The organism is Streptomyces sp. NPDC031265 (genome assembly GCF_055570295.1).
In genome coordinates this window covers 1-15,441 of the sequence record NZ_JBVIHM010000028.1, presented here as the reverse complement: position 1 = coordinate 15,441, position 15,441 = coordinate 1, and the positions used below count along the sequence as shown (strand labels likewise).

Below are 15,441 nucleotides of genomic sequence, written 5' to 3'. Positions count from 1 at the left end.
CCCGCCCGAACTCTTGACGGGCGTCGAGGGTGGTCCTAGTTTTCCCACAACATTCGCCAAAGTATCCGAAACATTCGAATGAAGGCAGGGTATGGGATCGAGATTCGCCGCGAGCGTCGCGGCCACCGCACTCGTCCTGGGCATGACCGCGGCGTGCGGATCGGGTGGCGGCTCCTCCGATGCGGGCTCCGGGACGATCCACGTGATGGTCTACGGCGACGCCACCAACAAGGTCGAGAAGCAGATCGCCGAGACCTTCAACAAGACCTCCAAGGTCAAGGTGGTGCTCGACACCGTGCCCGGCGCGGACTACCAGCAGAAACTGCAGACCGTCATCAGCACCCCACATGCCCCGGATGTCTTCTTCAACTGGGGCGGCGGCTCCATCCAGCCCTTCGTCAAGGCCGGCCTGCTGCTCCCGCTGGACGGCTTCATCGCCAAGGACCCGGGACTGAAGAGCAACTTCCTGCCGTCGGTGTTCAACTCGGCCGTCGTGGACGGCAAACCGTACGGAGTGCCGATGCGCGGTACCCAGCCGGTGCTGCTGTTCCACAACAAGAAGGTGCTCGCGGACGCCGGTCTGACCCCGCCGCGGACCTGGGACGAGCTGGTCGCCGCCACCAAGGCGCTCAAGGCCAAGGGCAAAACGCCGATCGCGCTCGGCGGCGGCGACCAGTGGCCCACCCTGATGTGGTTCGAGTACCTGTACGACCGGATCGCCGGGCCCGGCCTGCTGCAGCGGGCGGTGAGCGGCGACCGGGCCGCCTGGGCGAGCGAGGACAGCCGCAAGGCACTGGCCACCCTCAAGGAACTGGCCGACTCCGGCGCGTTCGGCAGGAACTACGACTCCGTCAAGTTCACCGACGGCGGCTCCCCTGCCCTGGTGGCCAAGGGCAGGGCGGCCTTCGAACTGATGGGCTCCTGGTACTACTCCACCCAGCAGGACGCCAACCCGGACTTCGCCAAGTCGGGCCTCGGGTACACCGGCTTCCCCACGCTGAACGGTGGCAAGGGCGACCCGGCCGACGTGGTCGGCAACACCAACAACTTCTACTCGGTGCTGAAGAAGACCAAGCACCCGGAGGCCGCTGCCGCCTTCCTGAAGCTGATGTACTCCGAACAGTTCGTCAAGGCGCAGCTCGCCGTGGGCAATCTGCCCACCACCGTCAACACCGTCGACTTCCTCGACACCGCGGCCAGCCCCGCGTACTCCAAGTACCAGTACGAACTGGTCAAGGCCGCACCCTCGTTCCAGCTCTCCTGGGACCAGGCGTACCCGCCGAGCGCGGCCACCCCGATGCACACCGCAATCCAGCAGTACTTCGACGGCAAGCGCGATGCCGACGCCTTCATCAAGGCCATGCAGGCCTTGCCCACCTCATGACGCGGTCCCCGAAGTCCGGCACGGGCGTGGCCCGCCCGGGCTTCGTCTGGGCGGCGCCCGCCGCGGTGTTCTTCCTGCTGTTCGCGATCGTGCCGCTGGTCCTGGTCGCCGTGCTCTCCTTCACCAGCTGGGACGGCATCAGCGAGCCGCACTTCAACGGCCTGGACAACTGGGTGGCGCTGATCCACGACCCGGTGATGAGCCAGTCGGTCTGGACCACGTTGCTGCTCACCGCCCTCGGCGTGCTCACCCAGACGCCGGTCAGCCTCCTGCTCGGCGTGTGGGCCGCCGGACACCAGCGCAACCGGGCCGTGCTCTCGGCCGTCTACTTCGTACCGCTGCTCCTGTCGGCGACCGCCGTGTCCGTGGTGTGGCGGGCAGTCCTGGACCCCAACTTCGGCGTGCCCTCCCAACTGACCTGGCTGTTCGGCGACGGCAACCTGCTCGGCAGCCGCAGCGGCGCGCTCGCGGTGCTCACCTTCGTGGGGATGTGGCAGTTCACCCCGCTGCACGCACTGATCTACCAGGGCGGTGCCCGGGCCATCCCCCAGGTGCTCTACCAGGCCGCCGCGGTCGACGGGGCGGGCACCGTCCGGCAGTTCTTCCACATCACCCTGCCGCAACTGCGCAACACCGTCATCACCTCGATGGTGCTGATGGTGGTCGGCGGACTCACCACCTTCGACACGGTGCTGATCCTCACCCAGGGCGGCCCCGGCACCGACACCACCGTCAGCGCCTTCTACATGTACCAAAAGGCCTTCAAGAGCTACGACTTCGGTGCCGCATCGGCCATCGCCCTGGTCCTGGTGGTCGTCGCCACACTGATCTCCCTGGCCGTGGTCAAGTTCTCCGGCTACGACCGCATGCGCGGCACGGCGGAGGGCCTGTGATGCGCGGACGCCCCAACTACCTCGCCGGATTCGGCTCGTTGATCTGGCTGCTGCTGGTCGGCCTGCCGCTGTACGTGCTGCTGCTCGCCACCCTGCGCACCCGCGCCGACTACTCCACCAAGGGCCCGCTCAGCCTGCCCGCACAGTGGACCCTGCGGAACTACCTCACCGATCTGTCCAACGGCTTCGGCCGGGACTTCCTCAACACCCTGACCGTCACCGCCAGCGTGGTCGCCCTCGTCCTGCTGGTCGTCCCGCCGCTCGCGTACGCCATCGTACGGGCCCGGGGCCGCGCCACCGGCTGGGTGTTCCGGCTGTTCCTCCTCGGCCTGGCGATTCCCGCCCAGGCGGTGATCGTGCCGATGTTCTACCTGATCAGCAAGGCCGGGCTGTACGACCACCTGATCGGTGTCATCCTGCCGACCGCCGCCTTCTGCCTCCCGGTCTGCACCCTGGTCCTCACCGGCGCTATGCGTGACATCAGCCCCGAGCTGTACGAGGCGATGGCGATGGACGGCGCCTCCCCGGGCCGGGTCTTCCGGCAACTGGTGCTGCCGCTGTCCAAGGGAGGCCTGTCCTCCATCGTGGTCTTCGCCGCCCTCCAGGCGTGGAACGGCTTCCTGTTCCCGCTCATCCTCACCCAGTCCGACTCCACCAAGGTCATCACCCTCGGCCTGTACGAGTTCCAGACCGAACACGGCGTCGACGTACCCGGACTGCTCAGCGCCGTGGTGCTGTCCATGCTGCCCATCCTCGTCGTCTACCTGTTCGCCCGCCGCGCCCTCGTCCAGGGCCTGACGGGAGTGGGAGGAAAATGAGCGCCACCCCGCCCCCCGCCCCGGACGGCGTTCCCGCCTGGCGGGACGCCACGCTCACCCCGGAGGCCCGGGCCGACGCCCTGATCGCGGCCATGACCCTGCGGGAGAAGACCGCCCAGCTGATCGGCGTCTGGGTCGGTGCCAGCGACGAGGGCGGTGAAGTCGCCCCGCACCAGCACGAGATGGAGGACCCGCCCGACCTCGACACCCTGCTGCCATACGGGCTCGGCCAGTTGACCCGTCCCTTCGGCACCGCACCGGTCGACCCGGCGCTCGGCGCCCTCTCGCTGATGCGCACCCAACGCCGGATCATCGCCGCCAACCGCTTCGGCATCCCCGCCCTGGCCCACGAGGAGTGCCTGGCCGGCTTCGCCGCCTGGGGCGCCACCGCCTACCCCGTGCCCCTTTCCTGGGGCGCCGCCTTCAACCCGGCACTGGTGCGGCGGATGGCCGCCGCGATCGGCCGCGACCTGCGCGCCGTCGGCGTGCACCAGGGCCTCGCGCCGGTCCTCGACGTGGTGCGCGACGCCCGCTGGGGACGGGTCGAGGAGACCATCGGGGAGGACCCGTACCTGGTCGGCACCATCGCCACGGCCTACGTCCAGGGCCTGGAGTCGGCAGGGATCGTCGCCACCCTCAAGCACTTCGCCGGGTACTCCGCCTCCCGCGCCGGACGCAACCTCGCCCCCGTCTCCATGGGCCCGCGCGAACGCGCCGACGTCATCCTGCCGCCGTTCGAGATGGCCGTCCGCGAAGGCCGCCCCCGCTCGGTCATGCACGCTTACACCGATACGGACGGTATCCCCGGCGCCGCCGACGAGACCCTGCTCACCGGCCTGCTCCGGGACACCTGGGACTTCACCGGAACGGTGGTCGCCGACTACTTCGGCATCGCCTTCCTCAAAACCCTGCACGGCGTCGCCGAGGACTGGCCGCAGGCCGCCGCCCTGGCCCTCACCAGCGGCGTCGACACCGAACTGCCGACCGTGAAGACCTATGGGCAGCCCCTGCTCGACGCCGTCGCCACCGGGCTCGTCCCGGAGCGGCTGATCGACCGGGCGCTGCGCCGGGTGCTCGTCCAGAAGGCCCAACTCGGTTTGCTGGACCCGGACTGGGACCCCGTGCCCGGCGTCCTCATCGACCCCGACCCGAGCGAACCGGAGGCGCTGCGCGGCACGGTCGACCTCGACCGGGCCGCCAACCGAGCCCTCGCCGCCGAACTCGCCGAACAGGCCGTGGTGCTGCTGCGCAACGACGGCCTGCTGCCGCTGCGCGACCCCGCCCGGATCGCGTTGATCGGCCCCAACGCCGACGAACCCACCGCCGTGCTCGGCTGCTATGCCTTCCCGGTGCACGTGGGCGGCCAGCACCCGAAGGTGCCGTCCGGCATCGAACTCCCCACTCTGAGCGAGGCGTTGCGGGCCGAGTTCGCCGGGAGCGAGGTGCGGACGGTGCGCGGGGTGGCCGTCGACGGCGAGGATGCCGACGGCATCGCGGAAGCGGTCCGTGCCGCTCGGCAGGCCGACGTGGTGGTGCTGGCCCTCGGTGACCGGGCAGGCTTGTTCGGCCGAGGCACCAGCGGCGAGGGCTGCGATGCCGAATCGCTCGAACTTCCCGGCGTCCAGGGCAGGCTTCTGGACGCGTTGCTGGACTGCGGCACCCCGCTCGTGGTCACCCTACTGGCCGGGCGGCCGTACGCGCTGGGGCGCGCGGTGAGCGAGGCTGCGGCGATCGTCCAGTGCTTCTTCCCCGGCGAGGCGGGCACACAGGCTGTGGCGGGCGTGCTGAGCGGACGGGTCAACCCGTCCGGGCGGCTGCCGGTCAGCATCCCCGCGCACCCCGGTGTCCAGCCGTCGACGTACCTTGCCGCGCGGCTCGCCCAGGTGAGCGGTGTCTCCAGCACCGACCCGACGCCCGCCTACGGATTCGGACACGGGCTCGGCTACAGCGAGTTCACCTGGTCGGCTCTGGCGGTGGAGACCGACGAGACCGGCACCGACGGCGAGTTCCGGCTCGCCTTCGACCTGCGCAACGTCGGCGGCCGGGCGGGCAGTGAGGTCGTACAGCTGTACCTGCACGACCCGGTGGCGAGCGTGGTGCAGCCGGTGCAGCGGCTGATCGGCTACCGGCGGATCGAGCTGGCCGCGGGCGCCGGGTGCCGCGTGGAACTGGCACTCCCCGCCGACCTGGCCTCCTTCACCGGCCGCGGGGGCCACCGGATCGTCGAACCGGGCGCGCTGGAAGTGCGGATCGCCGCCTCCAGCACCGATGCCCGCTTCACCGTACCGCTGCGCCTGACTGGGCCGGTCCGCCCGCTTGACCACACCCGGCGCCTCCACCCGACCGTCACCGCGCAGGTTCTGCCTCGGCCAAACCCGGTGTGACACCGATGAGTTGAGGAAGGCGGGCCGGGTGGGGCTGTTGCTCTGAGGCAACAGCCCCACCCGGCAAGGGATGTCGATGCCCGGAGCGGTGATGCCGGGGCGGCGGCCCTGCCCGGTGTGGTCGTCCGTCGCTCAGGAGCAGAGCACGCCGTTCAGGGTGTACCGCGTCGGTGCCGTGTTCGTACCCGAGTACGTTGCCTGGAACCCGAGACTCCTGCTGTCACCGGGCGCCAGCGCGGCGTTCCACCCGGCGTCGCGGGCCGTCACCGCGGCGCCCGACTGACGCACCGTGGCGTTCCAGGCGCTGCTGATCCGCTGATCGCCCGCGAAGCTCCACCCCAGCGTCCAGCCCGAGATCGCCGACGCCCCGGTGTTCTTCACGGTCACTGTCGCCGTGAACCCGTTGCCCCAGGAACTGTCGAGCCGGTACGTCACCGCGCAGGACGCCGGCGGCGCCGCGTCGTCGTCCACCTCCGTCGCCGTGAAGGTCGCCGACCGCACCCCCGGCCCGCCGACCGTGAACGTCGCGCTGTCCGACACCGCGTCGGTGTCCTGCGCGGCGGACACCGAAACCTGTTGCGCAGTTGCCCAGTTGGCTGGTGTGAACACCAGCGTCATACCCGTCGTCGCGGCCAGATCCTGGTCGCCGGAGCTCCGGGCCACAGTCACGGTGACGCTCTGCGCCGGCGCGGCCGCGAGCCGCACCCCCACTGTCGCCGAGCCGCCCTCCGGGACGGTCACCGCCGCCGGTGTCACCCGCACCTCGGGCACCGCCGGGGTCCCGCGCCGCTCCGCCGCGAAGGCCGCCAGCCATGCCAGCGAGGCGTTCCAGTTGATCGCCACCTCGTTGGTGGAGTACGAGCCGATGTCGTCCACGTAGCACGCCGCCGGCGCGCAGCCCGGAAGCTTGGCCTTGGCCACCGGGTCCTCCAGACCCGCGTTCGGACCGCCCGCGAAGGAGCCGGTCGGCGGATGCGGCAGCGAGGCGTCGTTCTGGTGCGCCCAGAAGCGATGGTGCTGGTTCTCGGAGGAGCGCTCGCCGTAGCCGGTGACGTAGGAGAGGTCGAGGGCGTTGCGGCCGAGCAGGTAGTCCATCGATTCCAGCGCTCCGGCACGGTACCGTTGCAGGCCGGTCAGCTCGTAGGCGACGGCCAGGATCATCGCGTTGTTGGCGACGGAGCTGTTGGAGCCCCAGACGTAGCCGGTGGCGGGGATCGGCACCGCGTAGCCCTGGCCGGCCATGGTGGAGAGATAGCCGTCGGCGGCCGAGGTCAGCAGGCCGCGCACCCGGGTCAGGTCGTCGGCGGGCAGGTCGACGCCGGGGACGGTGGCGAGGGTGACGCGGCCGAGCGTCGCGGTGCCGCCCCACCAGAACCCGTCGGCGGGCTTGGTGTGAAGCGGGGAGGTGGTCACGGCGTCCCGGTACTGCGACTCGCCGGTGGTGGCAAGGAGTTCGGCCGCCGCCCAGTAGAACTCGTCCGAGACGTCGGCGTCCTCGTACGCGCCGCCGCCGGTGTTGTCGGCCGCCGGGGCGAGCACGTCCGGGTTGGCCTTGGCGGCCGCCCATGCGCGGCGGGCGGAGTCGAGGCAGCGCGCGGAGAAGGCCGCGTCGTACGGCGCGTACACCCGGGCGCACTGCGCGGCCGTGGCCGCCAGGTTGAGCGTGGCCGCGGTGGACGGGCGGTGCACCTCGCGTTGCTTGTCGTCGAGTTCGGGGCGGGTCGGCAGCGCGGTCCACTCGGCGTCGTGCAGCTTGTGGAAGGCCATTCCGGCCATCGGTCTGCCCGCCGGCACCTGCATCCGCAGCAGGAACTCCAGCTCCCAGCGGGCCTCGTCCAGCACGTCCGGTATCCCGTTGCCGCGCTCCGGCACCCGCAGCGTCGAGTCGCCGAGGGCCGCGTCACCGCCCGAACGCCGGGACCGTTCAAAGGAATTGACGATCTCCCAGACGGATATGCCACCGTTGACCACGTACTTGCCCTGGTCGCCTGCGTCGTACCAGCCGCCGCGCGCGTCCAGCCGGTAGTCGCACACCCCGGCCTGGCAGGGGACGCTGGTATCTCCCTTGTTCGGGGCGACGCCCAGGTGCCCGGCGGGGCGGGCGTAGGCGGCGCCCGCGAGGGCCGCGTCGATCGCGATGCCGCTGCGCTGCTGGTAGAAGAACGACATGCTGTCGGCGCGCAGCCCGTCGTACAGCGACGCGGAGATGTCGAACGGGTGGCTGGCCTGGCCGCCGACGACCAAGGTGAAGCCGGTGCCGGTAGCGGTGTACGCGCCGAAGTCCACCAGGTGCGTGGACTGGCCGGACGCCTGGTCGGCGCCGCGCACGGTGGTGGTGCCCGAGGCGACCACCGTGCCGGAGGAGTCGCGCAGCAGCCAGGGGAGCGGACCGGTCGCGGAGCTGACCACGGTGGCCCGCTTGGGGCCGTCGGGCAGGTAGCCGAGCTGGTTGACCCGGACGGGGACGTCGGCGGCCGTGACGGTGGCCGAGCCGGCGGAGTGCGCCGGAAACGCGGTGGCGGTCAGGCCGGCGGTGGCCAGGACGAAGCCGGCGACCGCGGCGACCGCATGACGTAGCACGCCGCGGGCGGAGGTGACAGGGGGCACTGGTGGGGCCTTCCTGGGGTGGGGGCTCAGGGGGGGATGAGGTATGGGAGCGCTCCCAATTCATCAAGCCAGCCTTGCGCAGTACACGTCAAGACCTGGGCACGGAAAGGCAGTTGATCCACGTCGGTGAAGGGTGCGGTCAACTGCCTGACTCTGCCACGGCTGGGCCGGGGTGGGCGATCTCGCGGGGGCCCCGTGGCCCTTGAGGCCTTGGGGGGGAGGACCCGCACGTGCCAGGCGCCGAGGCTCACCGACCTGTCGGCGGGGACCGAGGTGCTGTCCAGGACGTCAGGTCCAGCCTGGGAATGAGCTGGTGGCGGTCGTCGGCCCGGATCGCCACCTGGTCGACGGAACCGTGCGAGCGTGCGCTCGCGCTGATTTCCCGCGCCGCCGGCCGAACGGGGTCGATGGCCCGGCACGTCAGCTCCTGGCTGAGGTCGCCGGAGTACGTGAGCCCGTCGGCCATGAGGACGGTCTTCGCACCGGCGTCGCGTATCGACGTTGCAGGCCGCCCCGTTGAGCTCGAACGTCGCCGGTGCGGGGAGCTCTGGGAGCCGGTGTCCAACCGGCCGGTGACCGAGCGCTCCACCGTGCAGGACGGGTGACTCCGTCGGTCGTCACCACGGCCGGGTCAAACCGCCGACGAGCACGGACGCACCGGGCGGCTAAGAGTAGTGAACACGGGGCGAGGGGTGTCGCATGAGCGACTCCTTGCAGCTTGGCGCGCCGTGACCGGCGCGTCGACTGAAGGGAACCGCTCCCACTGGTGCGAAGGAACGTAGCGCCCGATGGCGGAAATGCCCAGGGGTGCGGCTTGACTTCGCCTCAATTGAACCCGCGAACGCTTTCGACGCTTCAAGCACCTTGACCGCACGCGAGGCCGTCCCCAATATGGGAGCGCTCCCACTGGGTTCAAGACCTGAATTCTCCAGAGCCGCAAGCCGCAAGGAGGAACCAGTACATGGATCCCGGACACAGGCGCAGAGCCGTACGGCGGTGGTGGACCGCCGCCCTGGCCGCGCTCGCCTTGCCCCTGACCATGCTCGCCACCAGCACCACCGCCGCGCACGCGGCGGCCGTCCGGTGCAGCGTCGACTACAAGACGAACGACTGGGGTTCCGGCTTCACCGCCGACCTCACCATCACCAACCGCGGCACCGACACCATCGACGGCTGGACCCTGACGTACGCCTACGGTGGGAACCAGAAGCTCACGAACGGCTGGAACGGCACCTGGTCCCAGGCCGGCCAGACGGTCACCGTGAAGGACGCCGGATACAACGCGAAGATCGCCGCGGGCGCCGCCGTCTCCACCGGTGCGCAGTTCACCTACAGCGGCACCAACACCGCGCCCAGCAGCTTCGCGGTCAACGGCACCACCTGTGCCGGCGCACACCAGCCGCCCGTCACCGTGCTCACCAGCCCGAGTGCGGGCGCGGTCTACACGCAGGGGGACGCGGTCCCGCTCGCGGCGACCGCGGCGGCGGCCGACAACGCGACGATCAGCAAGGTGGAGTTCTACGACGACACGACCCTGCTGGGCACGGACACGAGCTCTCCCTACACGTTCTCGGCCTCCAACCTGGCCGTGGGCAGCCATTCCCTGCTGGCGAAGGCGTACGACAGCCTGAATGCCTCCGCGGAATCGACCCCCGTCGGCATCATGGTCGCCTCGGGACCTGCGGTCGTGGCCTCGCCCACCCAACTCGCCGTTCAGCAAGGCAAGTCGGGCACGTTCTCGGTGAAGTTGTCGAAGCAGCCGAGCGCGAACGTGACGGTGAGCACAGCTCGCACGGGCGGCAACGCGGGCCTGTCCGTTTCCAGTGGCTCGTCGCTGACCTTCACCCCGTCGAACTGGAGCACCGCGCAGACGGTGACCATCGCGGCGGACTCCTCCGGCACGGGCGGCGCGACCTTCACCGCCTCGGCGGCCGGTCACAGCAAGGCGACGGTCACGGTGACGGAGCTGCCCGCGTCCAAGACGTACGACGCCCGCTTCCTGGATCTCTACGGGAAGATCACCAACCCGGCGAACGGCTATTTCTCACCCGAGGGCATCCCCTACCACTCGGTCGAGACGCTGATCGTCGAGGCCCCGGACCAGGGTCACGAGACCACGTCGGAGGCCTACAGCTACCTCATCTGGCTGCAGGCGATGTACGGCAAGGTCACCGGTGACTGGTCGAAATTCAACGGCGCGTGGGCCCTCATGGAGAAGTACATGATCCCCACGCACGCGGACCAGCCCACCAACTCCTTCTACAACGCCTCGAAGCCGGCGACGTACGCACCCGAGGAGGACACCCCGAACGAGTACCCGGCGAAGCTGGACACGTCGGTGCCGGTGGGATCGGACCCGATCGCGGGCGAGCTGAAGTCCGCGTACGGCACGGACGACATCTACGGCATGCACTGGCTCCAGGACGTCGACAACGTCTACGGCTACGGCGACACGCCCGGCGGCACCTGCGAGGGCGGGCCGACGCGGACCGGGCCGTCGTACATCAACACCTTCCAGCGCGGCCCGCAGGAGTCGGTGTGGGAGACGGTGCCTCAGCCGACCTGTGACGCCTTCAAGTACGGCGGTACGAACGGGTACCTGGACCTGTTCACCGGCGACAACTCCTACGCCAAGCAGTGGAAGTACACGGACGCCCCGGACGCCGACGCGCGTGCGGTGCAGGCCGCGTACTGGGCGGACGTGTGGGCCAAGGCGCAGGGCAAGGGCGGCGACGTCACCGCGACCGTCGGCAAGGCCGCGAAGATGGGCGACTACCTGCGCTACGCCATGTACGACAAGTACTTCAAGAAGATCGGCAACTGCGTCGGGCCGTCCACCTGCCCTGCCGGGACCGGAAAAGATGCCTCGCAGTACCTGCTGTCCTGGTACTACGCCTGGGGCGGCTCCACCGACACCAGTGGCGGCTGGGCCTGGCGCATCGGCTCCAGCCACGCGCACGGCGGATACCAGAACCCGCTGGCCGCGTACGCCCTCAGCTCCAACGCCGACCTGAAGCCCAAGTCGGCGACAGGGGCGGCGGATTGGAGCACCTCACTGACCCGGCAGCTGGAGTTCTACCGCTGGCTGCAGTCGGACGAGGGCGCCATCGCGGGCGGTGCGACCAACAGCTGGGCCGGCCGTTACGCGGCACCGCCGGCCGGGAAGTCGACGTTCTACGGCATGTACTACGACGAGCAGCCCGTCTATCACGACCCGCCGTCCAACCAGTGGTTCGGCTTCCAGGCATGGTCGATGGAACGGGTCGCCGAGTACTACCAGCAGACCGGGGACGCCAGTGCCAAGGCGGTCCTCGACAAGTGGGTCAAGTGGGCACTGTCCAAGACCACGATCAACCCGGACGGCACGTACCGGATCCCCTCCACACTCCAGTGGTCGGGCCAGCCCGACACCTGGAATGCCTCAACGCCCGGCGCCAACGGCGGACTTCACGTCACCGTCGCCGACTACACCAACGACGTCGGCGTGGCGGCCGCGTTCGCCAAGACGCTTACGTACTACGCCGCCAAGTCCGGTGACACGGCGGCGAAGACGACGGCGAAGGCACTGCTGGACGGCATGTGGAACAACTTCCAGGACAGCCTGGGCATCGCCGTCCCCGAAACCCGAACCGACTACAGCCGGTTCGGCGACACGGTGTACGTGCCGAGCGGCTGGAGCGGCAAGATGCCGAACGGCGACGCGATCAACTCCTCGTCCACCTTCGCCTCGCTGCGGTCCTTCTACAAGAACGACCCGGCCTGGTCGAAGATCGAGGCGTATCTGGCGGGCGGGGCGGCGCCCTCCTTCACGTATCACCGGTTCTGGGCCCAGGCGGACATCGCCATGGCCATGGGCTCGTACGCGGAGCTGCTTGAGTAGCCCCGCCCAGCACTCCGCGTGCGCGACCCCGTCGTAGGGCGACGAGGTCACCGGGCCGGGCGGCACCCATCCGTACAGGGGCCGCCCGGTCCTCCCTCAACGCTTCACCCGATGGCTGTCGTGGGAGTCGTGCACCGGCATGTCGTTCGGGCGGTCGGCATCCCCTTCCTCGACGACCGTGAGCAGCGCATTGTCCTAGGTGATCAATTCCAAGGGGGTCAGTGACCGTACGAGGTGAGCGAGGGCTGTGATGGCCACACCCGTGCCGCCCACGATCGGCGGTCACGTCAGCGCACCAGGCGTACTTCGCGCAGCCGGATGGTGGTGCAGTGCCAACCGCTTCGAACCGAATCTCGGCGGTCCCGGCACGACGGTTTGCGTCCAGCGGAGTGCCTTGGAGATGTGAACCGGTGGTCGCTTTGAGGCTGTTGCTCGCCGGCGGCCACGGCGTCAACGGTTCGTTCGTGCAGCGCGAGTGCCGCTTCGCCGGCCGCGTGCAGCTCCGCCCGCCGCTCGTGGAGCCGCTCCGCTTCCGCCAGGGGGAAGCAGAGGTGGCAGCGGGAGTCGTGGATGTCGGCGAACGGTACGAGGGTGACGGACTCACCTGGTCGCGCCTCCACGTGCTCCAGGGTGAACGCCGGCCGGTCCGGGGCGAGTCGGCGCACGCCGGCCGCCGGATCGGAGGTGCTCGGGGTGAGCACGACGGGCAGGTGCTCCAGGGGGCGCGGCGGGCCGCCGGCAACATGTCCCATCCTGGAGTCGCCGGCGAAGAGCCCGACCAGGTCGCCCCGGTCGCCCTCGGCCGCGAGGACGCTGGGTCCCAAGCGGAACGACACCCACGGCGAGCCGTCGGGGAGCAGCGCGGCGCTGATGCGCGGGTGAAGGCGCACGGTGATCGTGTCCCCTTCGCGCCACTGCCGCTCCAGACGCACGTATGTCAGGCGTGTCCGCCTGCCTCGCGGCGCGTCGTGACCGGGGGCATCCACGGGCGGTGCGTCGTTGATGCGGACCTGCGGCGTCCCTTCGTGCTCTCCGCCGCCATCTGGTCCCACCAGTCGGCCAGCCGTCGGATGGTGGTCAGCGCCAGGTCCGAACCGGTGTGGCGGTGGGAGTCCAGCAGGTCGGCGAAGAGCTTGTGCAGGGTCGTACCACGGCACCGAGGTCCAGGGGGCGCTCGCGGATACGAGAACGAGGGCGGTGGGCCGGGCGGGCCCGCCGCCCCTCCCTTTCTCTCAACGTGCGACGAAGACCCGTACGTCCCGGGCACCCAGGGAGACCCGCCCGCCGGCGGTCATCGGGGTGCCGTCCAGCACGTCGGTCAGATCCACCGGAGCCTGGGCCTCGGCGGGCTGCCGGCTCCAGTTGTGGACCACGTGGACCCGGCGCCCGTCCGGGGACGTTCCGGTGGTCGCGGTGACGGAGACGGGCAGGTCGGTCCAGCCGCTCACCGGAACGGCGGCGAGCCAGCCGGCCAGTGCGCGGGCCAGGCCGCGTCCGGGGACGGTGCCGACGCAGGTCACCCGGCCGGCGCCGTGGGCCCGGGTGGTGACCGTCGGCCAGCGGCCGAAGTGCGGGTGGTCGTACCTGGCGAGCACGGTGGCGTCGGTGGCGGTGAGGCCCTCCACCCAGCGGGTCGCGGTCGCGCCGTCCGGGAGCTTCAGCGGGCTGTCGGGGGCGGTATGGAGAGGGAGGTCCGAGGACAGGTTGCTGAACTCGTCGTACCACGCGCCCGCGGCGGCCGTGAGGCGCGGTGGGGCGGTCTCGTGGCGTGCCCGGGCCTCGTGGTCGGCGTAGCCGGTGCGGGGGCCGAGCACGAGGTGGCCGCCGGCCTCGGCGTAGGCCGCGAACCAGTCGAGCAGCGAGTCCTCGGCGAGGTACAGCGCGGGGACGACCAGCACGGGGTGGCGCCTGGCAGCCAGGTCGGGCGCCACCCCCTCGCGCTCGCCCCGGGCGTCGTGCAGCTGGCGGGCGTGGAGGATCCGCACCTGGCGGCCGGCCTCGAAGGCGCCGCGGTAGAAGGGGTCGAAGATGCGGTGGTAGGACGCCGGGTCGGGGCTGCCGTCCGCCTTCGCCAGCGGCGGGTACTTCTGCATCAGCCACTTGCTGGGCATCGAGTAGACCATCGCGATGTCGGCGTCCGGTTCGATACCGGCGACCAGCGACCCGGCCGTCTCGAACTCAGCTCCGAGGCGGGCGAGTTCGCCATGGATCCGGCCGGGCCTGCCGCTGTGCGGCAGGATGCCGCCCCAGTACGTCTCGGTGCCGAAGTGCAGCGTGTGCCAGTGCCAGTACTCGATCATCCGCGCACCACGCGAGACGAGGGCCCAGGCGGCCTGCCGCCACTGGCCGTCGTAGGCGGGCCGGTTCTCCGAAGTGCCGCTGATGGCCTGGGCATTGGTCTCGGTGACGAGGAACGGCTCCTGGCGGGAGGAGAAGATCCGGTCGGCGCTCTGGTACAGCGCCCACACGCCCGTGGTCTTCCACTGCTGTTCGTGGTCGTCGGGCGTGGGGTCGGGCAGCGCGAGGGCGTCCTGCATGTCGTAGTACGGGTTGCCCGCGGTGACGTCCAGAGCGTCGGTCAGCTCGTCGTCCTCCAACGCGGGGTGGTTGTAGGCGAGGCAGGTGGTGACGAACTGGTCGGGGCGTGCGTACTCGCGCGCGATGCCCGCCTGCCAGGCGACGAACTCGGTGGTCTGGCGCGCCTGGAACGCCCGCCAGGCGACGTCGTACTGCGGCTGCTGGTTGCCGTCGGGCTGCCACAGGTCGGCCCAGGTGGAGAGCTGGTGCGACCAGTACACGAGCCCCCACTTCCGGTTGAGGGTCTCCACGTCTCCGTACGTCTGCCGCAGGTGGTCGACGAAGCGCTGGAAGACGCCGCGGTTGTGCGGCAGGCGAAGGCCGGGCTCGTTGTCCACCTGGAAGCCGATGACGGCCGGGTGTCCGGCGTGACGGGCGAGGATCGCCCGGGTGACGCGTTCGGCGTGGAAGCGGAAGGCGGGGTGGGAGAAGTCGGCCTCCTGGCGGGCGCCCCAGCCCATGGGTCGGCCGGTCGCCTGCTCGGTGACGATCTCCGGGTACTGCCGGGCCAGCCAGGGTGGCACGGCGTAGGTGGGCGTGCCGAGGACGACCGCGATGCCACGCTCGTGGGCGGCGTCGAGCACGGGGGTCAGCCAGTCCAGTTCGAACCGGCCGTTGTCCGGCTCCCAGGTGGACCAGACCGACTCGCCGACCCGGATGACGGTGAACTTCGCCTCCGTCATCAGGTCGAGGTCTTCTTTGAGCCGCTCGTACGGCTGGTACTCGTGGTAGTAGGCGGCACCGAACAGGACGCGAGGGGGCAGCGGGAACATGGGTGAACCTCGATATGTGAGGGCCCCGGGGGGGGGGGGGGGGGGGGGGGGGGGGGGGGGGGGGGGGGGGGGGGGGGGGGGGGGGGGAAAGGGGGGGGGGGGGGGGGGGTGAGGAGTGAACGATT

The 15,441-nt window shown here is 70.5% G+C and carries 9 protein-coding genes; 5 read left to right on the top strand and 4 right to left on the bottom strand.

What is annotated here, in order from left to right:
- Nucleotides 1-91: 91 nt before the first annotated feature.
- From ACZ499_RS31930 to ACZ499_RS31915, 4 genes are read left to right on the top strand one after another with little or no spacing between them, the layout of a single operon-like run.
- Nucleotides 92-1,384, top strand: a complete 1,293-nt coding sequence (locus ACZ499_RS31930; protein ID WP_468679678.1) for an ABC transporter substrate-binding protein — start codon at nucleotides 92-94, stop codon at nucleotides 1,382-1,384.
- On the top strand, nucleotides 1,381-2,277 hold the full coding sequence (locus ACZ499_RS31925) for a carbohydrate ABC transporter permease (RefSeq protein ID WP_468679677.1): 897 nt from the start codon (nucleotides 1,381-1,383) through the stop codon (nucleotides 2,275-2,277). The genes ACZ499_RS31930 and ACZ499_RS31925 overlap by 4 nt, the downstream gene beginning before the upstream one ends.
- A complete protein-coding gene (locus tag ACZ499_RS31920; protein WP_329394767.1) occupies nucleotides 2,277-3,095 on the top strand; it encodes a carbohydrate ABC transporter permease in 819 nt (272 codons plus the stop codon). The genes ACZ499_RS31925 and ACZ499_RS31920 overlap by 1 nt, the downstream gene beginning before the upstream one ends.
- Complete coding sequence (locus ACZ499_RS31915) at nucleotides 3,092-5,479, top strand: beta-xylosidase/alpha-l-arabinosidase (protein ID WP_468679676.1); 2,388 nt, start codon at nucleotides 3,092-3,094, stop codon at nucleotides 5,477-5,479. The genes ACZ499_RS31920 and ACZ499_RS31915 overlap by 4 nt, the downstream gene beginning before the upstream one ends.
- A 132-nt stretch (nucleotides 5,480-5,611) precedes the next feature.
- Here ACZ499_RS31915 and ACZ499_RS31910 read toward each other — a convergent pair whose 3' ends face one another.
- Both ACZ499_RS31910 and ACZ499_RS31905 read right to left on the bottom strand, forming a co-directional pair.
- Complete coding sequence (locus ACZ499_RS31910) at nucleotides 5,612-8,086, bottom strand: glycoside hydrolase family 9 protein (RefSeq protein ID WP_468679675.1); 2,475 nt, start codon at nucleotides 8,084-8,086, stop codon at nucleotides 5,612-5,614.
- Nucleotides 8,087-8,333: 247 nt separating this feature from the next.
- Nucleotides 8,334-8,552, bottom strand: coding sequence for a hypothetical protein (locus ACZ499_RS31905; RefSeq protein ID WP_468679674.1), 219 nt, complete (start codon nucleotides 8,550-8,552; stop codon nucleotides 8,334-8,336).
- Nucleotides 8,553-9,047: 495 nt separating this feature from the next.
- Between ACZ499_RS31905 and ACZ499_RS31900 the strand changes: the two genes are divergently transcribed.
- Nucleotides 9,048-11,966 (top strand): glycoside hydrolase family 48 protein, encoded by a 2,919-nt coding sequence (locus ACZ499_RS31900; protein WP_468679673.1) that lies wholly within the window; start codon nucleotides 9,048-9,050, stop codon nucleotides 11,964-11,966.
- A gap of 287 nt (nucleotides 11,967-12,253) precedes the next feature.
- Here the strand turns inward: ACZ499_RS31900 and ACZ499_RS31895 are convergent, their stop codons facing one another.
- Nucleotides 12,254-12,856 carry a DUF4986 domain-containing protein gene (locus tag ACZ499_RS31895; RefSeq protein ID WP_468679672.1) on the bottom strand — a complete coding sequence of 201 codons (603 nt, stop codon included), beginning with the start codon at nucleotides 12,854-12,856 and terminating at the stop codon, nucleotides 12,254-12,256.
- A gap of 342 nt (nucleotides 12,857-13,198) precedes the next feature.
- A complete protein-coding gene (locus ACZ499_RS31890; protein ID WP_468679671.1) occupies nucleotides 13,199-15,316 on the bottom strand; it encodes a beta-galactosidase in 2,118 nt (705 codons plus the stop codon).
- Between the last annotated feature and the right edge of the window lie 125 nt (nucleotides 15,317-15,441).